Here is a 26,448-nt window from a genome sequence, read left to right as displayed (position 1 = left end):
ATGAAAAAAAGCGCCCCTTATGTGCGCTTTTTCGCTTCAATATATAAAATATGATGATCTTCCATTTCGATAATCGTAAATACCCAGTCCTCTTCTTCGAGCATGTCATGAAGGGATGTATCAATTTTTTCTGTTAAAAACCAGCCGCCGAGCGTATCGACATCTTCATCATTTAACTCAGTGCCAAGCAGGGCATTTACTTCACTTATTAATACTTTTGCGCTGAATAGATAATGGCTATCATTCACTTTTCGTACTTCGGGAATTTCATCTGTATCATATTCGTCACGGATTTCCCCGACAATTTCTTCTAAAATGTCTTCTACCGTTACAAGACCTGATGTACCGCCATATTCATCAATTAAGATTGCCATATGAGTCCGCTCTTTCTGCATTTTCACAAGCAGGTCATGAATCAGCATGTTTTCAAACACGCGAATTACAGGTTTTACAAATTGACGCAGCGGCTGCACTTTAGGAAGCGGCTTGCCTTTTACGGCGACGCTTAAAATTTCTTTGAAGTTCACCATGCCGATTACATTGTCTTTGTCCCCGTCAATAACGGGATACCGCGTATATTTTTCTTCTCTGATAATAGCCAGAACATCATCGAGTGTATCATCAATCGATAAGCTGACCATTTCTGTGCGCGGCACCATAATTTCTTTTGCAAGGCGCTCATCAAATTCAAAAATATTATTTACATATTTCAGTTCAGTTTGATTAATTTCGCCGCTTTTGTAACTTTCGGAAAGCAGCATCCGCCATTCTTCCTCTGTATGAACCTCATCATGTTCAGATGCCATTTTCAGCCCGAACAAACCGGTCACAAACCGCGCAGAGCCGTTGAGCGTCCATATAAACGGATACATAATACGGTAAAACCATATAAGCGGGACGGCAAGCGCCAGCGTGACTTCCTCCGCTTTTTGGATGGCGACTGTTTTAGGCGCCAGCTCGCCCACAACAACATGAAGAAACGTGACAATGGTAAAAGCAAGGATAAATGACAAAACTGCAGCGAGAGAAGAAGCAAGCTCAAAACGCTCAAACAGCGGATGAAGAAGCTTTTCCACCGTAGGTTCGCCAATCCAGCCAAGCCCGAGTGCCGTAATGGTAATGCCGAACTGGCAGGCAGATAAATACTCATCTAAATGGGTTGTAACACGTTTCGCTGCCATAGCACCCGGTTTTCCTTCCGCTACAAGCTGATCGACGCGTGAAGCTCTCATTTTTACAATAGCAAATTCCGCAGCCACGAAAAAAGCAGTGAGGGCGATTAATAAAGCAATGCCCAATAAATTCACAATCTCCAATGACAGGCTCCGATAGCTCGGAGCATCCACCTCCTGTTTTTCAAAAAATAACCGTCTTTTTTCTTATCATATCACGTTCCGCTTTATGAACACAAAATCCGGCTCAGCTTTCGCCGAGCCGGATCCCTCTACAATTCACTGACTGTGACAAGTTCATAGCCTTCCTTTTGCAGAAAAGACAAGATCTTATCAAGCGATTGGGCAGTAGTTTGATGAATATCATGCATTAACACGATTGAACCGTCCTTTGCTTCTTTTTCGACAATCCCGCAGATGGCTTTTGGATTGTGCGATTTCCAGTCCATGGTGTCAATGGTCCAAAGCAGCGGTTTTGCTCCAATCACTTCATTTACACTGTCATTTGTCGCTCCATAAGGAGGTCGGACCGTCAATGGCGAAACACCGGCAGCCGCTTCTACTGCTGAAGCCGTCCGCCGAATTTCTTCTTCTATACCCTGCTTATCGAGTGTAGTCAGGTTCCGGTGACTAAAAGAATGATTGCCAATTTCATGGCCTTCTTGCACTACTTGATCGGCGAGCTCCGGGTATTGTTCCACACGACTGCCGAGCATAAAAAAGGTGGCTCTTGCATGATGTTTTTTAAGCGTAGCCAAAATCGCTTTTGTACTCTGCGGATTTGGCCCGTCATCAAACGTAAGCGCAATTTTTCTAGATACTTTTCCGGCTGGCTCCGCCTGAGGCTCAGTCTCTACCGCTAACTGGTCCCGCCATTCCTTTTTTAAAAACGGTGCTGCCTTGGGAAGCGGCACACTTCCTTCGTGCTTTTTACGATCACTAAAAAAAACTATTGCGCCATTTTTCACATACAAACCGGCTTCGTTTATCGAAACAGGTGTATGAAGAGCCGTAGAAGCTTTTTGCGGATTGATAAATAAGTCCGGCGCTTTTGCAAGGAGGCCCGCTGCTGTATCCACGATAAACGTTTCATTTAAGATGCGGTTTTTTTCAGCCGTGATATACGTTTTTTCATTGAAAAGAACCGAGTAAATACCGCTGCTGTCTGGAACAAGCTCAAACGTTAACCGCAAGGAAGCAGGCTGTTCGTTTCGCATTTTTCTATCGGTTTTCCCGGCTTCTTTTAAAAAACCTGACTCTTTTTGTTTTACATACTGTTCGATTTTTTTATTTAAGGAAGCCTGTTGAAAAACGGGGTACTGTATCGCGATATCGTACCTCTTTTCATGGGCTTCTTTCGTTTTAATGTTAATATTTTCATAAGACGATTTTACTGTGCTTGTTGCCCATACCGTTTTGTTATGGTGGGTGGCTGTTACAATCAAATTGACCAGTACCATGGCGAGCATCAAAAATAAACTTGACAGCAAAGCAATGATGGTCGTTTTTTTGTTCATACGTATCCCCTAATCAAACATAATATTGGATGAACCTTCCATTTATGATTGTAAACAAAGAGATACTATAATACAATAGTTTCGTAAAAATATGACTATGTTTTTGTAATAATTTGACGAAAAACGTACAAGTTATTTAGACTGTAACTTTTTTCCGCTGGTAAGTCCGGGCCGCTTTCACGAATGCTGCCGCGATTCCAGTATTTGACGGAAAATAAAGATGGGCATAGCCTGCAACAGCATTATACACTACACAGCCGTCCGGCTTCTGCCCAAATCGGCTGCCGGATTGAAAAGCCGGAGCTGGTTTTTCCTGTCCTTCAAACACAGAATAATGAAACTCATGTCCTCTTAGCTTCTCACCTTCTGGGATCCACGCACCTGGAAAAGCGGTTAATTCCCGGTAGCCTAGTGCTGCTCGGGTTGATTTCATGACCGTTTTCCCCTGAATAATGCCGCACATCGGATAAGAGTGTCCATCAACGGTGATCAGTTCTTCCGTTAAATACATAAACCCGCCGCACTCAGCCAATGTCGGCATACCGGACTCAACAGCCCGCCGGACGGACTTCCGTGCTTCGCACTGGGCAGCGAGAACGGGTGCGAATTCTTCTGGAAATCCGCCGCCAATATAAAGAGCATCTGCTGCTTCGGGTACGGTCTCGCCGGCAAGAGGCGAGAAAAAGTGAAGGTCTGCCCCATGCGTACGAAGCATCTCCAAATTTTCCTCGTAATAAAAGTGAAAGGCGGCATCCTTTGCAACCGCAATCGTCACATGGCTGTCTTGTTTTCTTCCAAATAAACGGTTTTCAGACTGCGGCAGGTCCGGCACTTCTGCAAGGCGGAGCAGTTCATCAAGGTCAACCGTCTTTCGGGCCGCTTCTGCAAGCGTATGGAAAAAGCCGGCCAGGTCTCCTCTTTCAACGGCCGGGACAAGGCCCAGATGGCGCTCCGGCACACTGACACCAGGTATTTTCAGCAAATGGCCGATAACCGGGATGCCGCATTCCTGCTTTACTGCCTGCTCAATCAAGCGAAAGTGTCCTTCACTGCCGGTTTTGTTCGCAATAACGGCTTTGATCTGCCCAGGTGCCATCATTTGAAATCCTTTAACAATGGCTGCCGCGCTTCGTGCCGTGCCGGATGCATCAATGACCAGCAGTACGGGCGCGTCTGTAAGACGGCTGATCTCGGCTGTACTGCCGTCATCTTTGAGCGGGTCTTTTCCATCAAACATTCCCATGACGCCTTCAATCACTGAAATATCGGCATCTCGTGACGCTTCAGAAAATACCTCACGGATCGTGCCGGCATTTCCCATCCAGCTGTCCAGGTTGCGCGAAAGGCGCCCGCATATAGCCGTATGGTACGTTGGGTCAATATAATCCGGTCCGCATTTAAACGGCTGTACAGAAAGGCCTTGCTGCTTCAGGGCGCCAAGCAGCGCCAGCGTAACCGTTGTTTTGCCGGAGCCGCTGCCCGTTCCGGCAATAACGATTCGTTTTCCCATCTTATTCTTCTCTCCTTTACTTCTTGCCAAATTCGATCAGCGCAACCGAAATGGTTACGTTGCCGTTTTTTTTCTTTGGCAAAATAACTTCTCCCCCTTTTGACGCTAAATAAGCAGCCGGTTCACTGACTCCATACGCACCGGTATACTTAAACACCGTTTCTGAACGCTCTTTCATCGGCGCTTCGTTTAACTGCTCAGGCGGGAAGGTGAAAAACGGCCAGTCGTTTTTTTCGGCAACCGCCAAAATACCCTCTTCATCTTTTTTCAGGTCAATGGATGCAATGGACTGAACGCTTGTTTTGGAAAGGGCAAGATCGCGAAGGGCCTCATCGATGACCTGCTCAATTTCCTCCGCTTCTGTTCCACGATTGCAGCCAATGCCAAGGACGATTGATTTTGGGCGGTACACAACAGGATAGTGAAGCCCATCGAGTTCTTCTGCATCGAGTAGTCTGTGGGTGACGACGAGAGCGGCATTGTGCGGCGTTTCAAGTGCTTCTTTTACCGAAGCCGCCGTCTTGATATGAACCGGCATCGGCCGGTCATGCTTCCACCAGTTCGGCTCTCCTGATTCCTGCACGACAAGTACCGGCTCTTCGTTCACTACAGCGGCTGCCGCCTGCGTTAAAAAGCGGTCATATTCAAACTTCCAGCCGAATTCACGGCCAAACATATCAACCGGAATCGTTTTTTGCACATCGGATGCAGTTGTAATTACCGGACGGGCACCTGTCAGTTCGGCCACCCGGTGTGTAAGCTCGTTGGCGCCCCCGATATGGCCCGAAAGAACGCTGATTGCATGCTCAGCTCGGTCATCGAGAACGACCACTGCCGGATCGGTTTTTTTATCGCCTAAAATCGGGGCAATCATCCGGACAACAGCACCGAGTGAAATAATCAGCACAATGCCGTCGTATTCTTTAAATAATTTCGGCAGCTGAAGGCGGACAGAACCGTCAAACAGTGTAATGCCCCACTCTTCTTCATCACCGCGGCAAAATTTCCGCATGTAGTACAAATCCGCCTGCATCTCCTCGGCAAGCTTACGTGCTGTTTCGGTTCCGTGTTTTGTAATGGAAGCAATCGCAACCTTCATGACTTGATTCCCTTCCGGAAACCATGGGTAAAGGTTTTATCATATAGTTTCGAACGATGTCCCGATTTTCCAATGTCCGGATCAAGCGCTTTGCCGGCTAAAATCATCGCCTGCTTGCGAATGCCGTTTTCACGCATCGCCGCATCGAGTCCGGCGATCGTTGAGCGGACAATTTTTTCGTCCGGCCACGTGGCACGGTATACAACAGCTACCGGCGTGTCTTCCGGCCAGCCTGCTTCAACCAGCTCACGCGTTACCTTTTTGGTCAGTGTTGCGCTTAAGAAAAAAGCAATTGTACATTCATGCTTGGCTAAATCCTTCAGCTGCTCTTTCTCTGGTACCGGCGTTCTTCCCTCGGCTCGCGTTAAAATAACGGTTTGTGTGACATCCGGAATGGTCAATTCCGCACCAGCTGCCGCAGCTGCTGCAAAAACAGAGCTGACCCCAGGTACGATTTCTGTTTCAATGCCCGCTTCTTTCAAGAGGGCGATTTGCTCGATGATCGCTCCATAAATAGCCGGGTCGCCTGTGTGAAGGCGGACGACTTTCTTTCCTTCCTTCACGTAATTGACCATGGTCTCTACCATCTCTTCTAAATGCATGCCGGCCGTTTTCAGTACAACAGCACCTTCCTTGCAGCCCGCCATTAATTCCTCGTTAACGAGTGAATCGGCATACAAAATCACATCTGCTTCCTTTACAAGCTTCATCCCGCGGACCGTAATTAAATCAGGTGCGCCAGGTCCCGCTCCCACAATGAACAGCTTCATTTTTTCTTCACCACCATCAGCGTCAAATAGTTCGGTTCTGCCCGCTCAAATTCATCCAGTGTCCAGACAACTTCATCACTGGATGTAACTTTTGTGACCGCATGGGCGTGCTCCTCAAGTCCAAGCTCCCGGATCACACTTGAAATAAGGGCTGCCACCTTCGCGACTTTCAGAAAAATAACGCAGTCATGCGTCTCAATTGCCTGTTTCAGCGCGTCGCGGTCATTTGTTGCTGGAATGATCGCGACATGCTCATCTCCGTCGGCAAGCGGAATGTTCAGCCTTGCCGCGGTTCCATTTACTGATGATATGCCGGGCACTACTTCTGTTTTTACGTTCGGCATTCTTTTTTGCAATACATTTTTCATGTGAATAAATGTGCTGTACAGCATTGGGTCGCCCTCTGTCACAAACGCGACGTTTTCGCCGGATTCCAGTTTTTCCGCTACGGCTTCTGCTGCTTTGTTCCATTCACGCTCTAAAATGACCGGATCCTTCGTCATCGGAAAAACAAGACCAAGCATGTCTTTTTCCTGTGGATCAATATAAGCATCAATAATCTGGCGCGCATAGCTTTTTTCACCAGACCGCTTTTTCGGAAACGCAATAACCCTGCTTTCTGACAAAATGCGAAACGCTTTTACCGTTAACAGTTCCGGATCACCCGGTCCTGCACCAATTCCATATAAAATACCTGTCATCACTGTTCCTCTTTTCTTTTAGCACATATAATGTAAACCGGGTTTTGCGCCTCAAAGCGCGTCATGTTTAAAATAGGCTTAGACAAGGATACTTGAGCAAGAGCCATATCCACCTCAAAGCCGGCTTCCCGGAATAACTGATGGGCTTTTGACATGTTTTCAATCGTAACGGCATTCAATACGATTGTCCCGCCCGGCTTCAGCCGCTTCGCACACGTGCCAATAAGCTTGTCCATATTACCGGCCGTGCCGCCCATAAACACGCAATCCGGATCAGGGAAACCCTCTAATCCATCTGGCGCTTTTCCATGAACGAGCGTGATGTCCGTGCGAAATTTTTGAAAATTCGCTTCAGCATTGGCGAGGTCCGCTTCATTTTTCTCGATGGCAAAAACAGCACCGTTTCGAGCTATTTTAGCTGCTTCAATCGCGATGGAACCGGTACACGTTCCAATATCCCAAACGGTACTGTTCGGACGGATGTTCATTCGACCAATGGTAAGAATGCGGATATCACGCTTTGTAATCAAGCCTTTGTCCGGCTTGCGCTGGCTGAATTCCTCATCCGGAATACCGGTAGTCCATGTTTTCGATGGCCGGTTTTTCTTTAAAATCACCACGTTCAACGGAGCAAACGACGCTTCACTCATTTCTTCAAGCGTTAAATGACGGCAGCGTTCGTCCGGCGCACCCATATTTTCAGCCACGAATGCATCGTACTCGGTCATGTTAAACCGAAGCAGGTAGCGGGCAATCACATCCGGTGAATGCGTTTCATCTGTCAGCAGCGCCACTTTTTCTTCACCGTCAATTTTCTGGGCAAGCCCGGTGATTGGACGGCCGTGCACACTGATCGTTTTTGCATTCTGCCACGATTCATTCATCCGGGCAAATGCAAGCTGTACACTTGACGGCTGCGGCTCAATAACAGCTTCTGTACTCCCTGACAGATACGCTCCGATTCCGTAAAAAAGCGGATCGCCCGAAGCCAGTACCACGACTGGACCTTCTTCGTCCTGAACCCTTGTTTTTACTTCTTTTAAATTCCCGCCAATCACGAGCCTCTCCCCTGTGAAATCAGGAAAAAACGACAGCTGCCGTTCTCCGCCGACAAGCAGCCGGCTTTCTTCAATACGCTTCAGCTGGCGAGGATGCAGCCCTTCCGCTCCGTCTGCACCGATGCCAATAATATGTACGTTACTCACTGTATTCCGCCTTTCCTAAAAGCTGTCCTTTCATCGCAAAAAGCAGCGTTTCAACTTCCATGCCGCCGCGCACTTCCTGAACGGCATTTCTTGAGCAATTGCGGCAGAAAAGCGCAAAAAATGCCGGATAGTCCGCCATTAATTCTGCTGCATGCGTCGCTGTGTTAGCTGCCCGTACTTCTTCAATTTCATTCTCGGAGGCGCCTGCTTCTTCCGCCATCTGCGCCAAAAAATTCATATCGACCGGTGCGCTTTTGGAGTGCACCATCATGACGCCTTGAGCGACTTTTGAAAATTTGCCCGGCATCCCGGCAAGTGTAACTTTTTGAATACCGAGCCGTTTACAATGCTTGAGTGTAAAGCCGACAAAATCGCCCATTTCAATAAATGCTTCTTCCGGCAGGTGCGGCAAATGATTCATGGCATATTTTTCACTGCGTCCGCCTGTCGTAGCGGCCACCTGCTTACAGCCGGCTGCAACGGCCACTTCAATAGCCTTTACAATACTGGCTCGAAAAGCCGCGGTTGAAAACGGGCGGACAATGCCGCTCGTCCCTAGAATAGACAAGCCGCCTAAAATGCCAAGTCTTGCATTTAAGGTTTTCTCAGCCAGCTTCTCGCCGCCTGGAATGGAAATGATCACGCGGACGCCTTTTCCAGCCCCCGCTTCTAAAAGCAACTCTTGAACCGCTTCAGTAATCATACGGCGCGGCACCGGATTGATTGCGGCTTCTCCCGGTGCTACGTCGAGTCCTGGCTTTGTCGCCCGGCCGACGCCTTCCCCGCCATCAAGCTCAATGCCTGGCTCGCTTATCCAGCTTACTTCTGCACAAATAACAGCTCCGTGTGTAATATCAGGATCGTCTCCTGCATCTTTTTTGATGCCGGCTTTCACAGAGCCCTCTCCTACTTCGATAAATTCCGGTGTAAAGTGAGCCCATTGCTTGGCCGGCAGATAAATAGAAACTGATTCGGGCGGCTGACCTGTAAGAAGCGTCTGCAGCGCAATTTTTGCCGCAGCAGTCGCACAGGAACCCGTTGTGTATCCTGTGCGAAGCGGCTTATCAGGGACCGGCTTCATTTTACGGCAAGCAGCGACAGGGCATTCAGCGCTGCCACGGTGACCGTACTGCCGCCTTTACGGCCAATATTCGTAATAAACGGAATATCCAGTTTTGCCAGTTCTTCTTTGGATTCCGCTGCCGACACAAAGCCGACCGGCATGCCGATAATTAAATCAGGCTTGGCAAGGCCTTCTTTGGCGAGGCGGATAATTTCCAAAAGAGCTGTCGGGGCATTGCCAATCGCGTAAATACCGCCTTCTCCAATCGCAGCCGCTTTACGCATAGAGATAATCGCCCGTGTCAGCCCAAGTTCTTTGGCTTCTTTCATCACATCATCATCCGAGATATGTACATGCACAGAACCGCCAAACTGCTCAATACGCGGTTTTGATACACCTGATTGAATCATTTGTACGTCACAAATTACACGCGTACCCTGCCGAATCGCGCGAATGCCGGACTCAATGGCCTTTGGATGAAACAGCACGCTTTTCCCGAGTTCAAAATCGGCAGAAGCATGAATCACCCGCTGTACAACAGCGAACTCTTCCGGTGATAAATCATGGGGGCCAAACTCGTCTTCAATAATCGAGAAACTAAGTGATTCAATTTCCATTGGTTTCACTGTTTCCGGTACAAAAGTTGTTTTAAAGTCCATGTTTCGTTTCCTCCAGGCGGTTTAATGTGTGGATCACTTGCTCAAATTGCTCGCATTGATTTGGGTACTGCACCGGCGGCCGGGAAATGACGATCGTTTCGATACCAAGCGACACGGCCGCTTCGATCTTTTCCGCTACCGCGCCGATCGCGCCGCTTTCTTTCATGACGGTCGTCGTCACGCCGTAATGGCGGTACAATGCAAGATCAAACTCTTTCGTAAAAGGACCCTGCATAGCCACAATATTTTTCTGAGGCAGTCCAAGCGCAGCGCATTTTTCCATATTGTCCGTACGCGGCAGCATCCGTGCAATCAGCCGGATATCCGTGTGGGGCAGCAGCTTTTCCGTGAAAACCTGCAGCGTCTTGCTGCCGGTCGTCAGGAGCACGACACCTCCTCGCTCTAGTGCCGCTTCCGCTGCTTCTTCATACGCATCCACGCGTGTGACAAGCGGATGCTCAATAACCTGCGTGCCGGCCCGCTCAAAGCGGATATAAGGAATGCCGGCACGTTGGGCAGCTTCGATAGCATTTCGGGATGCTTCTTCGGCAAACGGATGGCTGGCGTCGACGACTGCCGTATAACCCTTTTCGAGCACAGACGTCATTTCATCTCCAGCCAGCCGGCCCACACGTGTTGAAATGCCCGCTGCTTCAAGTTCAATTGACGCATTCTGGGTGACCACAGATGCTGTAACCGGGCGCCCCGTTTCCTGCAGTTTCACAGCGAGCTCCCGGGCATCACTTGTCCCCGCTAGAAAGAAAATCATCGAATCGCCTCTTTTTCATGATCATGGTCATGACCGTGATGATGGTGGCCGTGGTCGTGATCATGGTGATGATGATCATGGTCGTGGTCATGATGATGGTGATGGTGAATACCCGCTTCAAACCGGTACTGGCATGTATCACAATTCATGAGTGATTTACCGCCCAGCGCTTCATCAATCCGGTCTGCCACAATGACTTTAAGCTTCGGGTGAAACCCGAAATAATCCGCAAGCGTGAAAGACAATTCTGGATATTGCTCACGAAACAGGGCCAAATCCTGTTCGATCCGTTTGATCAGCACACCCGTAAACAAAAAGTACGGCAGAATAATGATCTTTTTCGCGCCAAGCTTTTTAACTCTTTCTACCGCTTGGGGAAGTGATGGCTTCGTCACACCATAAAACGCCGGTTCAACGGTTTCAAAGGATGTTTTTTCCCATAAAATACGGGCAATTTTGCATAAGTCACTGTTGGCATCTGCATCGCTTCCGCCGCGCCCAAGCAGAATCACCGCATCCTGTTCGCCCGCTTCATCCGGATCAATGCCGGCATCCTGCAGGCGTTCTTTTAAAATCACAGAAGTTTCATAATGGATGCCAATTGGCTTTCCATAGGTAAATGTCACACCCGGATACTTTTCTTTTGCTGCGTCAATCGCTGCTGGAATATGAATTTTTGAGTGCCCAGCCGGCAGCAGCATAAGTGGTATGAGGGCAACTTCAGTTGCTCCTCGGACTATACACCGCTCGATGCCTTCCGCGATATCGGGACGTGCAAACTCCAGGAAACATGTTTCATATAAAACGAGCGGATTTAAATCCGGCAGAAATCCTTCCACAAATTGATGAATTTGATCATTGCCTTGCGGGTCACGGCTTCCGTGCCCAACAAAAAGTACGGCTTTCATTCTTTTTCCCCCTTATTCTCCACACGGCATCGGTTCAACGTCCGGCACCGGCATATCTCGATGGGCAAATCCTTCTATTTCCCCAACCCGTTTAAAATATTTAAAAAAGCGTTCATTTGGATGACCGGATTCACGGTATTCTTCTACAATTCCTGTGAGCATCGGAACAACTCGTTCCGGCGGAATGCCTTCTGCCACATACACACCTGGGTGCGCAGTCCGGCTAACCACTTTAGCGCCTAAAAACAGGTCAAACGCTCCTTTACGGTATACAATGCCAATATCCTCGTTCACTGCACCGTAGCACGCCATGCCACAGCCATTCACGCCAATACGAAGCTCTTTCGGCACGTCGAGGCCGCCAAGCTCCCGTCCAAGCTGCTCGGTATATGGAATCGCGTCGCCTTTATCACCGTTGCAGAAGTCACATGCTTTTATCGTGACAACATCGCCGGTTGGCGCAAGGCTTAGTCCCGCTTCTTTCAACTTTTCAATAATCGGCTGCGGGTTACTCATTTCGGTTTTTAACAGCACATAATGATGTGGTGTATATTCGATCGTACCCCTTTCGCCCGCCGCTTCAGATATAGCGATCAGCTGCTGCGGTGTAAAATGCTTGTTTACCAGCCCTGGACTGACCGCCGCTTCAAAGATTGTTTTCACAGCTGGCGGCGCCGTCTTCTGTCGCTTCAGTGCGGCGAGCGCCTGCAGGCCAAGCTCTTTAAGCTCGGGCTTTTTTTCACTTTGGCCTCCATGCAATGCCCACGGTTCGTTTTCAGGGCGAAGCCGCTCATGCGGCCGTAGCGGCTGCTTTTCTTCTGTTAATGTATATTTGCGTGTGTATCCACGCGGTGTAATCATCAGTCCATCATAGAAAAAAGTCGTTGAATTGCCGATCACGACTGTTGTCAGCATCCCAATTTCGTGGTCCAGCATTTCCGCAAGTGTCGTCATGACGACTTCTTCCCGGTCACGGTATGCGCTTTTTACAAGCCCAACCGGCGTGTCCGGTTTTCGGTAGTTGAGCAAAATCCGCTGTGCCTCTTCAATTTGTTTCGTGCGCCGCCCGCTTTTCGGGTTATACAGCGCAATCACAAAATCAGCAGCGCCGGCAGCATCTATCCGTTTCGCTATAAGCTCCCACGGCGTTAAATGGTCACTTAAGCTGATCGTACAGGCATCATGCATAATAGGGGCGCCGAGCAAAGACGCGCATGAATTGATCGCCGATATTCCCGGAATGATTTCTACACGAATGCCGGTATCCCGCTTCCATCCCTGTTCCGCCAATACTTCATATACAAGACCCGCCATGCCGTATACACCGGCATCACCGCTTGAAATGACAGAAACGGTTTTTCCGCGCTCCGCCTGCTTAACCGCTGCCTGTGCCCGGCTTACTTCCTCACTCATTCCGGTTGAAATAACGTCTTTTCCTTCAATCAAAGGGGCTACAAGCTCCATGTAGGTTTTGTATCCAATGACGTAATCACTTTCTTTCAGCGCTTGTTTCGCCCGATCGGTAATATGATCTTCATGGCCGGGTCCGAAGCCGACAACATACAATGTGCCCGTCATTTTTTCTCTCCTTTTTCTGTTCCCTTAAAGCGGCCGTTCAGCAGCTGCATGCCTTCTCCTGACCGCTCGTAGGCAATCCATTCTTTTATTGGCTGGTTGTTTTCAAGATGCGAGGCGACCATCTCTTTGGCACGATGCTCGTCCATTTCAAAATACCAGTCTGCTTCCGGGTAAACGACAACCACACACCCGTCTTTACAGCGTCCATTGCATCTTGTTCTTGTTGTATGTACATATGCATCCAAATCCCGCTCGGTAATTTCATTCCGAATTGCCTGTGTCACTTCTTCGCCGCCTTTTCGCATACAGGTAGACCCGTTGCAAATCAGCACATGCTTGCTCATACTCGTTAAGTTCCATGTTGCCACTTTATCCGCTCCTTTTTTAAAGCATGCAAAAAGCCCCCGCTTCTACGGCAGAAGCAGGGGCAGAAAATCGCATTAAAGAAATGACTTATCCAAAAAAAGCCATGCGTATTCATCCCGTTCTTCCCACCGAAGAATGATGTTTCAGCATTAAAAGCAGGTCTCCTGGCTTGCGGTCACTTTACTTCTGCCTCCCTTCCCGGATAGAATCCAGTGGGTTTCAGACAGGTTCATCACGCATACAGTAGCGGGGGCTGCACCGGACTTTCACCGGTTTCCCTATTATCCCGGACGTAGAAACTCCGGGCACTTTTAATGATTGCTTTATTTAGTTTTGTTGTCTTTAACATTAGCAGGGAAGAGCTTCTTTTAGCAAGGGAAAAATGAAAAAGACCCGGATTAATCATCCAGATCTTCTTCCTCGATTACGACTTCACCTGTTGTTCCATTTACCCATACATCCGTTTCTGTTTTGCCGTCCCTGATTTCTAATTCATAGTGTCCGTCATCCAGCTCTATTTTTTCAATTGTGCCTTTTACTTGTTTTTGGGCGGCGGCTTTCGCTTCTGCTTCTGTTACCGTTACACTTGTATTCTCACGATTATCATAATCATCGCCGCTGTCATCATCCGTATCCCGTTGTTTTTTTAACACCTTGCCGGAGTCTCCATCAATTTTTATATCATACTCCTGCGTATCGATTTCATAAACAGGGCCAGACAGATTTTTCTCCAATTCAATGCTCTCAACTACAGACTGCGTTTCTTTTTCAGCAATTGCTTTTGCTTCTTCCATCGTCAGCTTCACGTCAAAGCCGGGCACTTCCGCCTGGATTTTGTCATTCTGTACGCCCCAGAGAACCCCTCCGCTTAAAAGACCTAACGTTAAGAAACTGCCTGCAATGGTTGTTTTCTTCATTTTTATTTCCTCCTCTTTTTTCTTTTCTGCTTTTATCATAGCCATACAAAATGAGAAAAAAGGGAGGGAAAAATGAGAGTTTGATGAGAAGCGTTAGTCATCCCAGGAAATCGACAGCACTTCTCCTGAAATCGCATTGATTCGCACCGTCGCTTCTTCGCCATTTTGAGCATCTATATCAACGAGATAAGAACCGGCTTCTTCTCCGTCGCCTTGTTCGATATCATCCACTGTTCCCGGTACTTTTTTTAGCGCAATCTCTCCTGCTTCTTCCGTTGTCAGCTGTCGAGCACCTTTTTCAGTTTTTTCTTCTTGGGCAGCCGAATCATTTTCTACTGTTTCCAGGCGTGTCATAGCCATTAATTCGCCCGTCTCACTGTCAACCGTCATGCTGTATTGGCCTTCATCGGGTACTTCTATTGTATAGTGAAATTCTCCATCTGCCTGCCCAGCCTTCTTCACCGTGCCGCCGTACTGCTCAGCCAGCTTTTCTCCTGCTTCGTTCATCGTGACATCCGGCTGCTGCAGGGACTGGTATAAAAAAAACACTGCGGCGGCTGCGATGGCGATGGCAGCCGTTATGACTTTTTTCATTCCTCTTTCCCCCGTTCGTCTTTTCGTTCAGCAGACGAGCATTCGCTAAAAGTAAGAATTACGATTGTTCCTCTTCCTTCTTCGCTTTCAATCCGGAGAATGATCCCAAGGGCATCCGCCAGCTCTTTTGCGAGAGACAAGCCGAGGCCAAACCCGCCTGTTTTACGTGCTCTTGCTTTGTCCACCCGGTAAAATCGGTCAAATACTTTTTGCAGGTCCGATGCGGGTATGCCCATTCCCTGATCTATCACACGAATTTCCTGTTTCTCGACTTCTAGACAGATTTCCTTCTCGGAATATTTGCGTGCATTATCCAAAAAAATAAATAACAGCTGCCGCAGTTTAGCCCGGTCCGTCTTCACGCTGCATGTTTCCTTTATTCGAACGTCAACACGCCGCTTATATGCCCGCTGAAAGGAGTCGGCTGTTTCCCGTACAAAAACAGCCATATCGACCGTTTCCATTTTCACATTCCATGTTTCATCGCGCCGTGCGAGCGCAAGCAGCTGCTGGGTCAGTTCTTTCATGCGGAGCGCTTCTTCGTAAATGGCTTCCACCGATTCATCGAACAAATCCGGGTAGTCCTTTCCGCGGCGTTTCAACAAACGGGCGTATGATTCTACCACGGTAAGGGGTGTTTTTAATTCATGCGAAGCGTTTTGTACAAACGCTTCCTGCTTTCGGTAATTTTCTTCAAGCAAGTTCATCATATCGTTGAAGGTAAGTGCCATATCCTGCAGTTCATCATGCCGGCTGCCGTTTGTTTCAATCCGTTCATGTGTACCGCTTTTACGGATCCGGCGCATCGTTTCCGTCATCTGTTCAACCGGGTTAGAGATAATAGCGCCCAGTACGCGGGCCGATATCACAGCAGGAATAACCGCTATCAGCAAAGCAGCAAAAAGCACGCCGCGCAAAATCGTTAAAATCCGCTCTGTTGCCTGCAAATCCTCCCATAATTCAAGCGAAGCCACTTCGCCGCCGCGCCAAATAACCGGAAGTGCGACTCGGGCATAGGAAGAACCCTTATCATCCCTTATGATCTCCCGTTTCTCTCCTTTTGTAAAAGCAGCCGCCCGCTCTCTGAGCCCGGAGGCATCTGGCGAAACTGCCACCCCATCAACCGTTCCATCCGGCAATATCACACGAACCATTCCATTCGGCGGCGCATAAGCCCGAAGCAAATCACTGCTCGTTATAGACTCGGCTGGACTCGACACGCCTCCGGCTATTTGCGCTGCATCCGCTGCCGCTCTTTCAACATCTGCTTCCCTCAGCATAAAAGAAGCGGCAAAATAAACGGCCGTATTCATCAAAATGACAATCACAACAAGCAGGACGCTCGTGCCGAGGTGAATTTTATTTTTCAGCTTCATGATTCTTTCAACACGTATCCAACGCCGCGTACCGTGTGAATAAGGGGCAGGTCAAACGGTTTATCGACTTTGTTTCGCACATAGCGGATATATACATCCACCACGTTTGTGTCACCGTAATAATCATATCCCCAGACGCCATCAAGCAGCTGCTCTCTGGACAATACGTGACGCTTGTTTTTCAATAGGTAAACGAGCAGATCATACTCACGCGGTGTAAGATCGATAGGCTGGCCCGCTCGTGTAACTTCACGAGATTCTTCTTTTACGATTAAATCCGCTGCAGACAGCGAGCTGTTCGAAACCGTTTTACGAAGTGCCGCCCGGATTCTGGCTAAAAGCTCATCCATATCAAACGGCTTTGTGACATAATCACTGGCCCCAAGATCAAGCCCGGTTACTTTGTCGGCCACTTCATCCTTGGCTGTCAGCATAATAACAGGTACATCGCTTCCCTGGCGGATTCGCCGCAGAACGCCCATTCCATCCATTCCCGGCAGCATCACATCAAGCAGGACAAGGTCAAATGTCTCTGTTCGAAACAAAGCAAGAGCATCCAGCCCGTCCAGCACTTTTTTCGTTTTATATCCTTCATGCTCAAGCTCCAACTCAAGCACCCGGGCAATCCGCTCTTCGTCTTCTACAATTAAAATACGCTGTTTATCCATCCCTTTCGCTCCTCTCGCTCTCTTTATTATCATAGCCCCGCTGGTCTTTGTCCAAAAAAAAGACGGCCCTGTCTGGACCGCCTGGCGCTTATGAAAAAAATTCCTGTATACGCAGCATAAGGGTTTCATTGTTTAGAATGGTGCCGGCCACTGTTTCCATCACAAGACGGCGAGGTGCTTCTTCCCTCATTTCATCCTGTAAAAACACCAGCAGCTCTTGGGAACGTTCATCCGCCTCCCTCTGCATCGCACCGATTTCCTGCAGCACACGGCTTTTTTTCCGCTCCCTTGCCCGTTCTTCTTCGGGCTGCCATTTTTCGAGCACATGCGGATCAAGCAGTGCATCGTTTGTGTGGATAATTTCCTCTATAGCCGCATCTACCCGGCGCATTGCATACCCAATGACTTGATCTACATCAACACCTGCCTCGATTGCCATCACAAAGTGAACCGTATGATGGATCATGCCGTGCATCATCACAGCCAGGTCAATTGAATAAGGATAAACCCGCATTCCATACACTTCTATAACCCTTCTTTGCATCCAGCGCAGCTCGCTTATATGATGCTGCTTAATAAACTTTTTTAATTCTTCATCTTCCGATACAAATACACCTTGAAATAGAGCAAACAAATTGTTTTCCTTGCTGACTTCCATCTTGACTTTCACTTGCTGAATGAACGCTTCTTTATCGTGAACAGGCCGTCCGGCAATGACATGCGCCCGGCGCTGGTCCGTTTCGAGATTAATTTTTTCAAAGATACTCATCAGCAGCTCGTTTTTAGATGGAAAGTAATTATAAAACGTTCCTTTCGAAATGCCGCTTTGATCGAGAATATCTTGAATCGATGTAGCCGCATACCCTTTTTCTACAAATAAAGCATGCGCTGCTTCCATTACATTTCTTTTTCGTTCGTTCAATGAATGCACTTCCTTTTTTTGAACTGTCGGTCTATTCCGAGATTAGCGCAATAACCTTGTTATTTCAAGCTTTCATATATAATTTTAATTTATTTGTTGATTTTTTTGAACGATCGGTATAAGATAAATACCTGTTAGAACAACAGTATAAAAATTGAACAGTGAGTATGTATAAGGAGGATATAAATTGAATACACACGGAGTACCGGGAAAACCGCCTTACGCGATGATTGCCATTTTGTTTGTCGGCGCTTTTGTTTCCCTTTTAAACGAAACGCTTCTCAACGTAGCGCTTCCGTCTATTATGAAAGAATTTGATGTATCGGCTTCTGCTGTTCAGTGGCTGTCGACTGGATATATGCTGGTAAACGGCGTTTTAATTCCAGCAAGTGCTTTTTTCATTCAGAGGTTTACAAATCGGAGTTTATTTCTTACGGCAATGACGTTATTTACGGCGGGATCTGTTCTCGCAACACTTTCGCCAACGTTTAGCGTGCTGCTCGCCGCTCGGATGATCCAGGCATCCGGTTCTGCGATTATGATGCCGCTTTTAATGAATGTTATGCTCGCAAGCTTTCCGGTGGAACGCCGCGGTGCGGCCATGGGGATTTTCGGGCTTGTAATGATTACGGCACCAGCGATCGGGCCTACCCTTTCCGGCTGGCTCATTGAGCATTACACATGGCGCACCCTGTTTGACGTCGTCATTCCGATTGCCGCTCTCACGCTTCTTTTTGCCATCTTTAAATTAAAAAACATTACGCCGCAGCGCCCCATTTCGCTGGATCTTTTGTCTCTCGCGCTGTCGAGCATCGGCTTCGGCGGCATCTTGTACGGATTCAGCTCTGCCGGTGAAAAAGGCTGGGATTCTATTTACGTTTATGGCGCGATTGCGGCCGGTGTCATCGGCTTAGTTTGGTTTGTTTTACGCCAGATGAAGCTGGACGAACCGCTGCTTGAGTTCCGCATTTATAAGTATCCGATGTTTGCCCTGTCTTCAGCGATTTCGGTTGTGATTGCCATGGCTATGTTTTCTGCTATGCTTCTTATGCCGATTTATGTACAGACAATCCGTGGTATTTCCCCGCTTGATTCAGGGCTGTTAATGCTGCCGGGCGCGATCGTTATGGGGATCATGTCTCCAGTTACCGGAATATTATTTGATAAATTCGGTGCACGGGTTTTAGCTGTTATCGGCTTATCTATTACAATTTTAACGACCTTTATGTTCAGTAATTTAACGCTGGATACCTCGTACGGCTATATTATGTTTGTATATACACTTCGCATGTTTGGGATGTCTATGGTTATGATGCCGGTTATGACAAACGGGCTGAACCAGCTTCCGCCGGCTATGAATCCGCACGGAACGGCCATGAACAATACCCTGCAGCAAGTATCCGGCGCTGTCGGGTCTGCCCTGCTCGTTACACTGATGCAAAACCGGACCGAGTCGGAAGCTGAACAGCTTGCCGAGTCTGCTGCGGGTGATCCAGCTGCGATGGCCAATATTGCCAATGAAGCGATGCTGCACGGCATTAATTTCTCTTTTACCATCTCTGTCTTTATTGCCGCTGTTGCTCTTGTCCTGGCTTTCTTTATGAAACGGGTAACGCCTGCCAGCCAGCTGTCTAAGCAAAAGTCTGCTGGTTAAGCTGCTCACAAAAAAAACGCCCTTGCCGCATCCGGCAAGGGCGTTTTTTTATACCATTTTCGTTAAGCTGTTTATAACCCCGGTATGCATGCCTTCATGGAACGTGACAAACTGCAAAAGAGCTTCTACGGTTGTCATTTCAAGCGGACCGATTGTAACGGGCTTGGCTGCTTTTTCACCGAGCTTGGCAGAAAAATGACGCTCTACACGATTCAATTGTTCCTGCAGGGCGTTCGTAATTTCTTCTGCTGATGGAAACTCTGCCGGCCAGTTAGCCGGACGTGTTCCTGTAGCAAACAGGGCATTCCAGTCAGGATGCACAGTCTCATAGGCTTCATCTGCTAAATGAAGCAGCCCCTCCGCCGCTACGAAAATATGCCCGGCATTCCAGCGGATATTGTTTGAAAATCCGGCAGGGATTTCATCCCACTTGTTTTCCGGTGCTTTAGCAATAGTGCCAAGCGCTGCGTTTCTTGCAAAAATAAATTGCTTAATCGATTCCATACCGTTTCCTCCTCTATGTATGACCGCTTCTATTCTATCATAATCCGTACTCCCGGCACTTGTCATAAAGCTTCGTTTTTCCGATGCCGAGCAGCCGGGCCGCTTCAGTTTTATTAGCAGACTGGCAAAGGGCATGCTGGATCGCTTCTTTTTCTGCTTTTTGAAGAGTATATTTTAGCGGCATAACAGCTACAGGCGTTTTTACGGAACGGATTCCGGCTTCTTGAGAGGGTTCCTCCTGTAAGTAAAGCGGCAAATGATCAAGCCGAATCACAGATCCATCCATCACGTTCACCGCTCTTTCCAGCACATTTTCTAACTCCCGTACATTTCCGGGCCAGGTATGAAGCAAAAGACGGCTTTCCACTTCTTTGGATAAATTGATCACAGGCCGGTCAAAGTTCTTCTCAAGCTTTCGAAGCAAGACAGCCGCAATAGCCGGAATATCTTGTTTTCGTTCCATTAAGGAAGGAATATCAATTTTCATTACGTTCAGCCGATAGTATAAATCCTCCCGGAACTTTCCCTGTTTGACCATTTCCTCAAGATTGCGGTGTGTGGCAGCAATCACCCGTACATCAACAGGGGCTGTGCCTTGTCCGCCAACCCGCTCGATTTCTTTTTCCTGAAGAACGCGAAGCAGCTTGCTTTGCATAGCCAATGGCATATCGCCAATTTCATCGAGAAAAATGGTTCCGCGGTGCGCCAGCTCAAACTTCCCTTTTTTCCCGCCTTTTTTCGCCCCGGTCAAAGCCCCTTCCTCATATCCAAACAGTTCCGATTCAAGCAGCTGCTCCGGGATTGAGGCTGAATTGACACGAACAAAAGGAAACACACTTCTTGTGCTTGCCCCGTGGATTGCATGGGCAAAAAGTTCTTTGCCCGTGCCGGATTTCCCGGTCAAAAGCACGACTGACTGGCTTGTGGACGCACGCGCAGCCAGCTGCTTTGCTTCTATAAAAGATTCTGTTGTTCCAATTAAGTCCTCAAAACTGTACTTACTTTTTAATTCGTTCGCAAACCGTTTCTTATAATAGTTAAGCTCTTCCATTAGCGGCTGTACTTTGTTGGAATACGCCATCCACTCTTCTGCGTTGCGAAACATCACAGCCCCGACTGCTCCAACAAGCTCGCCGTTTACATAGAAAGGATACCGGTTTGCGATCATTTCACTGCCTTTAATGGTATGTATCGATGCAATTTCTGCCCGGGCTGTTTGGAGAACAATATGCATGCGCGTGTTTTCAATCACATCTCTTACGTCTTTTCCGAATGCTTCCTGCTGAGTCGTTCCAAGATACTCGCAGTAAGCCGTGTTCATAAAAATAACCTTTGCATCCCGGTCAACTGCAACAACCCATTCCGCCGCCAGATTAATAATTTCTTCCAGCCATTCATAAGGGAGCTTCTTCATCGTTATGCCCTCCTTTTCCTTTTATTTTATCAAAAAAAGCCGCCGTAAAGGCAGCTTTCACTTACTGTGCCGTATAACCGCCGTCTAAAACAATTGCCTGGCCGGTCACGCCTTTCGCCCGGTCACTGCAAAGAAAAACAGCATAATCAGCTATTTCCCGAACCTCCAGCAGCCGCTTTTGCGGCACAAGCGGGTAAATAACTTCCTCAAGTACCCGCTCAAGCGGAACGCTGCGCGTTTTTGCTAAATCTTCAAATTGGCCGCGCACAAGCGGAGTATCAACGTATCCAGGACAAAGTGCATTCACTGTAATTCCGTGCGGGGCGGCTTCTAAAGCGGCTACTTTCGTTAATCCAATCACTCCGTGCTTCGCACTGTTGTATCCGGCTTTGCCGGCAAAGCCAACCAGCCCGTTGATAGAAGACATATTAATAATGCGTCCGTTTCCTTGTTTTTTCATAAGCGGCAGTGCGTGTTTGATGGCTGTAAAGGGAGCTGTCAGCATAATGCTTAAAAGCTGGTTAAACCGCTCTGTCGAAAAATGTTCAATGGGCGCCACATGCTGCATTCCGGCATTGTTAATTAAAATGTCGAGCGTACCGTACCGATTAGCCGCAAATTCAATGCTGCTTTTAACCTGTTCTTCATTCGTTACATCACATAAAACCGCGGACGCATGGAATCCCTGCTCTTGAAATGCTTCTGCAGCCTGCACAGCTGCTTCCTCATTGATATCCGCAACAATGACGTTTGCTCCTTCCGCTGCAAAAACATCTGCCAGCTCGAGTCCGATACCGCTTCCAGCGCCTGTAATTAATGCCGTTTTGTTTTTTAACATCTTTTCTTCCCCCTTAAACAAGTCCTGTTGTACTGTAAATGAAAATAATCAAAAAGACAGCGATTGTTTTAATAACGGTGATCGCAAAGATGTCTCCGTACGACTGCCGATGGGTAAGACCCGTTACAGCTAAAAGTGTAATAACTGCTCCGTTGTGCGGCAGTGTATCCATGCCGCCGGAGGCCATTGAAATCACACGGTGCATCACTTCAGGATCAATATGATATTTTGTGATCGCTTCCATATATTTGTCTGACATGGCACTAAGCGCAATTCCCATACCGCCGGAGGCTGATCCTGTAATTCCGGCTAAAGTGGTTGTGGTAACAGCTCCGTTTACAAGCGGATTTGTAAACGTATCTGAAATCCCCTTGCTGACAACCGAAAAGCCCGGCAGCGAAGAAATGATACCGCCGAATCCATATTCAGCCCCTGTGTTCATTGCGGCAAGCAGCGCACCGCCAATAGCCGTGTTTACACCAGCTTGAAAATTGGTCTTAACTTGCTTCCAGTTGTATAAAAGAGCCGCAACAATTCCCGTCAGCAAAGCCATTTCTACAGACCAGATCGCCAGAACAGACGACAGCTCCACTTTCCCAAAAGAATCTAAGCCGATGGCTGCAAAATCAAATCCGTTCGGGTACCATACAGGCAATGTTTCAGTGAAAAATTTATTCATTACGGCTACTAAAATAAGTGGTACCAAAGCAAGTGCTTTGCGAAGGGCTGATGTTTCTTTTCTACAGCTTTTGTTTCCTCTTCTTCTTCCAAAATGTCGTTGTTTAACCCGTAGTAGCCTTCACCGGCTTTGGAGGCTTTCTTCCGGCGCATCTCCAAATACAACAGGCCTGCGCCAAGCACAAATACCGCTCCGATGATTCCTAGAACCGGCGCTGCGTAAATATCTGTTTTAAAAAAGGTTGTCGGAATGACATTTTGAATTTGCGGAGTTCCCGGCAGTGCATCCATCGTAAAGGTAAAAGCGCCAAGTGCAATTGTTCCTGGAATGAGCCGCTTCGGAATGTCAGCCTCCATAAACATTTTTTTTGCGAACGGGTAAACCGCAAAAACAACTACAAATAAGCTGACACCGCTGTACGTTAAAATAGCGCACATTAACACAATGGCTAAAATAGCCTGCCTGGCACCTACGAACTTAACGATTGTTTTGGCAATCGATTCTGCAATACCTGACATTTCCACCACTTTTCCAAAAATAGCACCGAGTAAAAAAACAGGAAAATATAATTTAATAAAACCGACCATTTTCTCCATAAAAATATTTGAGAAAAACGGCAAAACATGGGATGGCTCTGTTAAGAGAACAGCCAGCAATGCACAAATCGGCGCAAATAAAATAACAGAAAAACCGCGGTATGCGGTAAACATGAGCAGGCCAAGCGCCAGAAGTATCACAAGTAAATCCATTTCCGCTCCCCCTTAAGCAACCGTTTTCATTTTATATTTGCAAGAGCTGTGCCAACCATAAAAGAGTCCTTTTTTCGCTGTTTTCTCCCTTTCATTCCGTAATTCCGGAAAAAAAACGCGCCGATTTTTCCGGAATTACGGAATTTTCCGCTTCTCCGGAATTTTTCTTATTTTCATCCGCTGCCGGAACCATAAGCATTCTTTCGAATAACATCTAAAGTTCTCATCGTCCACTATTCAACATACAATGAACGCGCAAAAAAGCGGAAAATGATCTCCATTTTCCGCGCGTTTTTATTTTCCGATAAACATTTGTGTCCAGTGGCCACCTACATACCCAACACCGATGTGAGTGAATTCAGAGTTTAAAATGTTTTTCCGGTGGCCGTCACTGTTCATCCACGCTTCCATTACTTCTGCTGGCGTTTTTTGGCCTTTGGCAATGTTTTCACCTGCTGTTTTATACGTAATACCGAATTGTTTCATCATATCAAATGGTGATCCGTATGTTGGTGACTGGTGAGAAAAGTAGCCTTTATCTTTCATATCCTGTGATTTCGCACGAGCGACTTTGCTAAGCTCAGTGTCTAACGTTAAAGCCTTTAATCCCACTTTAGCGCGCTCCTGGTTTACAAGCTTCGCTACTTCCTGTTCAAAAGCATTTACTGATTGAGAAGCTGCCGGCTGTGCCGCCTGCTCCTGCTTTGGTGCTTCTTGTGAAGGCGCTGTCTGCTGAGGCTTTGCTTCAGCAGCAGGTGCTGTTGGCTGTGTTACTTCTTTAGATGGAGCAGCAGCTGCTGGCTGTGCCTGCCATTTTACTTGATAATATTTTTGGTAGGTTTTCACCTGAACAGTCTTTGTCGTATCACAAGTCAGGGAAGCTGCTTCCACCTGTCCTGCTGTGAAAAGTCCAATTGACACAAGACCAGCGATTGCGGCAATGCGTACATTTATTTTCAAGGTCGAAATCCTCCTGCGTTTTTTTATGTGTTGCCCGGGCTGCGTGATTACTATAGCCCGAAACACGAAAAAACGGCAATAGATTTTGAGATGGAAAATGATAGCCTCATTTCATAATGATAGTTTCCTGCTTTGCCCACAGTGCTCAGTCCCTATCCCGTCAGCGCTGTGCTATTTTCACTTGCAAGCAGAAACAGGCAGCGACATATAAGCGTAATTCTTTTACAAAACTGTTACAAGGATGTGTTTTCATCAATATGGAAAAAGTAGTAACGAATGCCGGCCGTGTGTGCCGGTGACGTCGTATATCTCCAATGGCGGTGATAGCTGTCAGCCGTGTGCGCATTCACAAGCGGTACACCGTTTTGGCGGCTTACGACAAAAGCAGCATGATCCATACGGCCATCACCGTTAAAATCATAAATGATGACGTCTCCAGGAAGCAGATCTGCTGCCGATGCTTTCCGCACAGCCTTTAACCCCTTCTTCGATCCTTCTAAATACCACCTGAGCGAATGGGTCACACTCCAGCTGAAACTCCACGTACCGCCTCCAACCCACCAGCCATTTTTGCGGTCGGCGTAGCCGCCTCTCATAGGGGCTCCTCCGGCCAGCAGGCATTGTGAAACATAATTGGTGCAGTCTACAGCAAAGGCCGGAAAAGCCGGATTGCGTTTGTTCCACCACTTTTCCGCATAACGGACTGCGGATTCACGATCATACATCGCCATCTCCTCCTTTCCTACAGCGTATGCCGGAAGAGAATAGAAAAACCGGCCTGAACGGATCAGGCCGGTTTTTTTATATTTATTGGGTAACTCACAACGTTCCAAGGATAAATCTTTTTCTTTATCCTTCGTTAAACCGCCGCGGTATATTAAAATTCCACATTATCGTTTTTGATGTCCCTAAACGACCTAAGCCCTTCCTGCTCTTAAGTCCTTGCAGCTCCGAAGCTGCTCCAGTGTGAATAAGTAAAGTCAACACTAGCAGAATGCCAGAATGTTATATGAACGTTCTAAGTTACGATCTCAATCAGAAGTTAATCATAACACTCATCAAATAAAAAGTCAAGAAATTATTTCCTGTTCCATCCAAGGCGCTCTGAAATGTCGCTTCCCGCTTTTATCATGCGCTCTCTTAACACTTTTAAGCGCTCATCCGTCATACGGAGAGTGGGGCCGGAAATTGATACAGCCGCTGCAATGGTTCCATGATGATCAAATACCGGTGCTGCAATACAGCGGATTCCAGGCTCGTTTTCTTCAAGATCGAGCGCATATCCTGCTTCTCTTACACGCGCGAGTTCCGCCAGATACGCTTCTTTCGTTGTAATGGTCTGGTCTGTATGGACCGGCAGCCCTCTTCGTTCCAATATATCGTTTACTTCTGATTGGGGCAGATGGGCTAAAATCGCTTTTCCGACAGACGTGCAGTGAACCGGCGCACGCCTGCCGACTTTTGAATGCATACGCAGCGCTTCGTGTCCGTCCAGCTTTTCAATATACACCACTTCTCCACGGTCATACACGACAAGGTGAACCACTTCATTTGTTTCCGCCTCCAACTGGCGCAGAACATCCTGTGCTTCTGATCGGACATCGAGTGATTCCAGCAGCCTTGAGCTTACCTCTAAAAAAGCATAGCCGATTCGATAGCGGCCTGTTTCCTTATGCTGTTCAATATAGCCGTATTGCTCAAGTGTCGCTAGTGTCCGAAACACCGAGCTTTTATTAATATCCATTCCATTCGCAATTTCTGTTACACCAAGCCCCCTCGGGGATGCACTGACATGTGCAATAATATCAAGCGCACGCGCGACCGATTTAACGACGTTTTCTCTTTCCAACCGAATC

The 26,448-nt window shown here is 47.6% G+C and carries 25 protein-coding genes, 1 pseudogene and 1 riboswitch; of the genes and pseudogenes, 1 reads left to right on the top strand and 25 read right to left on the bottom strand.

Features of this window, described 5'->3' with window-relative positions; translation table 11 throughout:
* Positions 1-17: 17 nt before the first annotated feature.
* From RG959_RS06825 to RG959_RS06740, 18 genes are all read right to left on the bottom strand, one after another.
* Positions 18-1,316 (bottom strand): hemolysin family protein, encoded by a 1,299-nt coding sequence (locus tag RG959_RS06825; RefSeq protein ID WP_342796495.1) that lies wholly within the window; start codon positions 1,314-1,316, stop codon positions 18-20.
* 128 nt (positions 1,317-1,444) lie between these two features.
* Positions 1,445-2,689: a polysaccharide deacetylase family protein gene (locus tag RG959_RS06820; protein WP_342796494.1), complete on the bottom strand. Its 1,245-nt coding sequence runs from the start codon at positions 2,687-2,689 to the stop codon at positions 1,445-1,447.
* Between the two features lie 136 nt (positions 2,690-2,825).
* Positions 2,826-4,199 carry a cobyrinic acid a,c-diamide synthase CobB gene (locus RG959_RS06815; RefSeq protein WP_342796493.1) on the bottom strand — a complete coding sequence of 458 codons (1,374 nt, stop codon included), beginning with the start codon at positions 4,197-4,199 and terminating at the stop codon, positions 2,826-2,828.
* Positions 4,200-4,215: 16 nt separating this feature from the next.
* Positions 4,216-5,298: a cobalt-precorrin 5A hydrolase gene (locus RG959_RS06810; RefSeq protein WP_342796492.1), complete on the bottom strand. Its 1,083-nt coding sequence runs from the start codon at positions 5,296-5,298 to the stop codon at positions 4,216-4,218.
* Entirely contained in the window at positions 5,295-6,068 is a 774-nt protein-coding gene (gene cobM / locus RG959_RS06805) for a precorrin-4 C(11)-methyltransferase (protein ID WP_342796491.1), read from the bottom strand. Before cobM ends, RG959_RS06810 begins: the two co-directional genes overlap by 4 nt.
* Positions 6,065-6,769 (bottom strand): precorrin-2 C(20)-methyltransferase, encoded by a 705-nt coding sequence (gene cobI / locus RG959_RS06800; RefSeq protein ID WP_309086930.1) that lies wholly within the window; start codon positions 6,767-6,769, stop codon positions 6,065-6,067. Before cobI ends, cobM begins: the two co-directional genes overlap by 4 nt.
* A complete protein-coding gene (gene cbiE / locus RG959_RS06795; protein ID WP_342796490.1) occupies positions 6,769-7,974 on the bottom strand; it encodes a precorrin-6y C5,15-methyltransferase (decarboxylating) subunit CbiE in 1,206 nt (401 codons plus the stop codon). Before cbiE ends, cobI begins: the two co-directional genes overlap by 1 nt.
* Positions 7,967-9,055, bottom strand: coding sequence for a cobalt-precorrin-5B (C(1))-methyltransferase (locus tag RG959_RS06790; protein WP_342796489.1), 1,089 nt, complete (start codon positions 9,053-9,055; stop codon positions 7,967-7,969). Before RG959_RS06790 ends, cbiE begins: the two co-directional genes overlap by 8 nt.
* The gene (locus RG959_RS06785) at positions 9,052-9,696 is read right to left on the bottom strand and encodes a precorrin-8X methylmutase (RefSeq protein ID WP_251270425.1); all 645 of its coding nucleotides are present in this window, start codon (positions 9,694-9,696) and stop codon (positions 9,052-9,054) included. Before RG959_RS06785 ends, RG959_RS06790 begins: the two co-directional genes overlap by 4 nt.
* Positions 9,686-10,465: a precorrin-6A reductase gene (gene cobK / locus RG959_RS06780; RefSeq protein WP_342796488.1), complete on the bottom strand. Its 780-nt coding sequence runs from the start codon at positions 10,463-10,465 to the stop codon at positions 9,686-9,688. Before cobK ends, RG959_RS06785 begins: the two co-directional genes overlap by 11 nt.
* Positions 10,462-11,373 (bottom strand): sirohydrochlorin chelatase, encoded by a 912-nt coding sequence (locus RG959_RS06775; protein WP_342796487.1) that lies wholly within the window; start codon positions 11,371-11,373, stop codon positions 10,462-10,464. The genes cobK and RG959_RS06775 overlap by 4 nt, the downstream gene beginning before the upstream one ends.
* 12 nt (positions 11,374-11,385) lie before the next feature.
* Positions 11,386-12,951, bottom strand: a complete 1,566-nt coding sequence (gene cobJ / locus RG959_RS06770; RefSeq protein WP_342796486.1) for a precorrin-3B C(17)-methyltransferase — start codon at positions 12,949-12,951, stop codon at positions 11,386-11,388.
* A complete protein-coding gene (locus RG959_RS06765) occupies positions 12,948-13,319 on the bottom strand; it encodes a (2Fe-2S) ferredoxin domain-containing protein (RefSeq protein WP_242232244.1) in 372 nt (123 codons plus the stop codon). The genes cobJ and RG959_RS06765 overlap by 4 nt, the downstream gene beginning before the upstream one ends.
* Positions 13,320-13,454: 135 nt before the next feature.
* Positions 13,455-13,645: riboswitch (cobalamin riboswitch) on the bottom strand.
* Between the two features lie 70 nt (positions 13,646-13,715).
* Positions 13,716-14,234, bottom strand: a complete 519-nt coding sequence (locus RG959_RS06760; RefSeq protein ID WP_342796485.1) for a PepSY domain-containing protein — start codon at positions 14,232-14,234, stop codon at positions 13,716-13,718.
* A gap of 93 nt (positions 14,235-14,327) precedes the next feature.
* A complete protein-coding gene (locus RG959_RS06755) occupies positions 14,328-14,828 on the bottom strand; it encodes a PepSY domain-containing protein (RefSeq protein ID WP_342796484.1) in 501 nt (166 codons plus the stop codon).
* Complete coding sequence (locus RG959_RS06750) at positions 14,825-16,204, bottom strand: sensor histidine kinase (RefSeq protein ID WP_342796483.1); 1,380 nt, start codon at positions 16,202-16,204, stop codon at positions 14,825-14,827. Before RG959_RS06750 ends, RG959_RS06755 begins: the two co-directional genes overlap by 4 nt.
* Positions 16,201-16,872 carry a response regulator transcription factor gene (locus tag RG959_RS06745; protein ID WP_342796482.1) on the bottom strand — a complete coding sequence of 224 codons (672 nt, stop codon included), beginning with the start codon at positions 16,870-16,872 and terminating at the stop codon, positions 16,201-16,203. The genes RG959_RS06750 and RG959_RS06745 overlap by 4 nt, the downstream gene beginning before the upstream one ends.
* 88 nt (positions 16,873-16,960) lie before the next feature.
* On the bottom strand, positions 16,961-17,794 hold the full coding sequence (locus tag RG959_RS06740) for a TetR/AcrR family transcriptional regulator (protein ID WP_342796481.1): 834 nt from the start codon (positions 17,792-17,794) through the stop codon (positions 16,961-16,963).
* A 226-nt stretch (positions 17,795-18,020) separates the two neighbouring features.
* On the opposite strand from RG959_RS06740, the gene RG959_RS06735 reads away from it, so the two are divergent.
* A complete protein-coding gene (locus RG959_RS06735) occupies positions 18,021-19,448 on the top strand; it encodes a DHA2 family efflux MFS transporter permease subunit (RefSeq protein WP_342796685.1) in 1,428 nt (475 codons plus the stop codon).
* Positions 19,449-19,496: 48 nt separating this feature from the next.
* On the opposite strand, the gene RG959_RS06730 is transcribed toward RG959_RS06735, so the two are convergent.
* The 7 genes and pseudogenes from RG959_RS06730 to RG959_RS06700 all read right to left on the bottom strand — a co-directional run bounded on the left by RG959_RS06730 (position 19,497) and on the right by RG959_RS06700 (position 26,441).
* The gene (locus tag RG959_RS06730; protein ID WP_342796480.1) at positions 19,497-19,952 is read right to left on the bottom strand and encodes a DinB family protein; all 456 of its coding nucleotides are present in this window, start codon (positions 19,950-19,952) and stop codon (positions 19,497-19,499) included.
* A gap of 37 nt (positions 19,953-19,989) precedes the next feature.
* On the bottom strand, positions 19,990-21,366 hold the full coding sequence (locus RG959_RS06725) for a sigma-54 interaction domain-containing protein (RefSeq protein WP_342796479.1): 1,377 nt from the start codon (positions 21,364-21,366) through the stop codon (positions 19,990-19,992).
* Between the two features lie 61 nt (positions 21,367-21,427).
* Entirely contained in the window at positions 21,428-22,204 is a 777-nt protein-coding gene (locus RG959_RS06720) for a 3-hydroxybutyrate dehydrogenase (protein ID WP_342796478.1), read from the bottom strand.
* 13 nt (positions 22,205-22,217) lie between these two features.
* Positions 22,218-23,632, bottom strand: a pseudogene (locus RG959_RS06715) (GntP family permease).
* A 294-nt stretch (positions 23,633-23,926) separates the two neighbouring features.
* Positions 23,927-24,592: a CAP domain-containing protein gene (locus tag RG959_RS06710; RefSeq protein ID WP_342796477.1), complete on the bottom strand. Its 666-nt coding sequence runs from the start codon at positions 24,590-24,592 to the stop codon at positions 23,927-23,929.
* Between the two features lie 233 nt (positions 24,593-24,825).
* Positions 24,826-25,317 carry an amidase domain-containing protein gene (locus RG959_RS06705; protein ID WP_342796476.1) on the bottom strand — a complete coding sequence of 164 codons (492 nt, stop codon included), beginning with the start codon at positions 25,315-25,317 and terminating at the stop codon, positions 24,826-24,828.
* A gap of 353 nt (positions 25,318-25,670) precedes the next feature.
* Positions 25,671-26,441: an IclR family transcriptional regulator gene (locus RG959_RS06700; RefSeq protein ID WP_342796475.1), complete on the bottom strand. Its 771-nt coding sequence runs from the start codon at positions 26,439-26,441 to the stop codon at positions 25,671-25,673.
* Between the last annotated feature and the right edge of the window lie 7 nt (positions 26,442-26,448).

The organism is Domibacillus sp. 8LH, from assembly GCF_038806185.1.
Lineage (GTDB): Bacteria > Bacillota > Bacilli > Bacillales > Domibacillaceae > Domibacillus > Domibacillus indicus_A.
This window is presented reverse-complemented; position numbering and strand designations above follow the sequence as displayed.

Bases quoted from the DNA above. Each gene is read 5' to 3' on its own strand.
- RG959_RS06820 (WP_342796494.1), bottom strand. From the start codon at position 2,689: ATGAACAAAAAAACGACCATCATTGCTTTGCTGTCAAGTTTATTTTTG.
- RG959_RS06815 (WP_342796493.1), bottom strand. From the start codon at position 4,199: ATGGGAAAACGAATCGTTATTGCCGGAACGGGCAGCGGCTCCGGCAAA.
- RG959_RS06810 (WP_342796492.1), bottom strand. From the start codon at position 5,298: ATGAAGGTTGCGATTGCTTCCATTACAAAACACGGAACCGAAACAGCA.
- cobM (WP_342796491.1), bottom strand. From the start codon at position 6,068: ATGAAGCTGTTCATTGTGGGAGCGGGACCTGGCGCACCTGATTTAATT.
- cobI (WP_309086930.1), bottom strand. From the start codon at position 6,769: ATGACAGGTATTTTATATGGAATTGGTGCAGGACCGGGTGATCCGGAA.
- RG959_RS06790 (WP_342796489.1), bottom strand. From the start codon at position 9,055: ATGAAGCCGGTCCCTGATAAGCCGCTTCGCACAGGATACACAACGGGT.
- RG959_RS06785 (WP_251270425.1), bottom strand. From the start codon at position 9,696: ATGGACTTTAAAACAACTTTTGTACCGGAAACAGTGAAACCAATGGAA.
- cobK (WP_342796488.1), bottom strand. From the start codon at position 10,465: ATGATTTTCTTTCTAGCGGGGACAAGTGATGCCCGGGAGCTCGCTGTG.
- RG959_RS06775 (WP_342796487.1), bottom strand. From the start codon at position 11,373: ATGAAAGCCGTACTTTTTGTTGGGCACGGAAGCCGTGACCCGCAAGGC.
- cobJ (WP_342796486.1), bottom strand. From the start codon at position 12,951: ATGACGGGCACATTGTATGTTGTCGGCTTCGGACCCGGCCATGAAGAT.
- RG959_RS06760 (WP_342796485.1), bottom strand. From the start codon at position 14,234: ATGAAGAAAACAACCATTGCAGGCAGTTTCTTAACGTTAGGTCTTTTA.
- RG959_RS06755 (WP_342796484.1), bottom strand. From the start codon at position 14,828: ATGAAAAAAGTCATAACGGCTGCCATCGCCATCGCAGCCGCCGCAGTG.
- RG959_RS06750 (WP_342796483.1), bottom strand. From the start codon at position 16,204: ATGAAGCTGAAAAATAAAATTCACCTCGGCACGAGCGTCCTGCTTGTT.
- RG959_RS06745 (WP_342796482.1), bottom strand. From the start codon at position 16,872: ATGGATAAACAGCGTATTTTAATTGTAGAAGACGAAGAGCGGATTGCC.
- RG959_RS06735 (WP_342796685.1), top strand. From the start codon at position 18,021: ATGATTGCCATTTTGTTTGTCGGCGCTTTTGTTTCCCTTTTAAACGAA.
- RG959_RS06730 (WP_342796480.1), bottom strand. From the start codon at position 19,952: ATGGAATCGATTAAGCAATTTATTTTTGCAAGAAACGCAGCGCTTGGC.
- RG959_RS06725 (WP_342796479.1), bottom strand. From the start codon at position 21,366: ATGAAGAAGCTCCCTTATGAATGGCTGGAAGAAATTATTAATCTGGCG.
- RG959_RS06720 (WP_342796478.1), bottom strand. From the start codon at position 22,204: ATGTTAAAAAACAAAACGGCATTAATTACAGGCGCTGGAAGCGGTATC.
- RG959_RS06705 (WP_342796476.1), bottom strand. From the start codon at position 25,317: ATGTATGATCGTGAATCCGCAGTCCGTTATGCGGAAAAGTGGTGGAAC.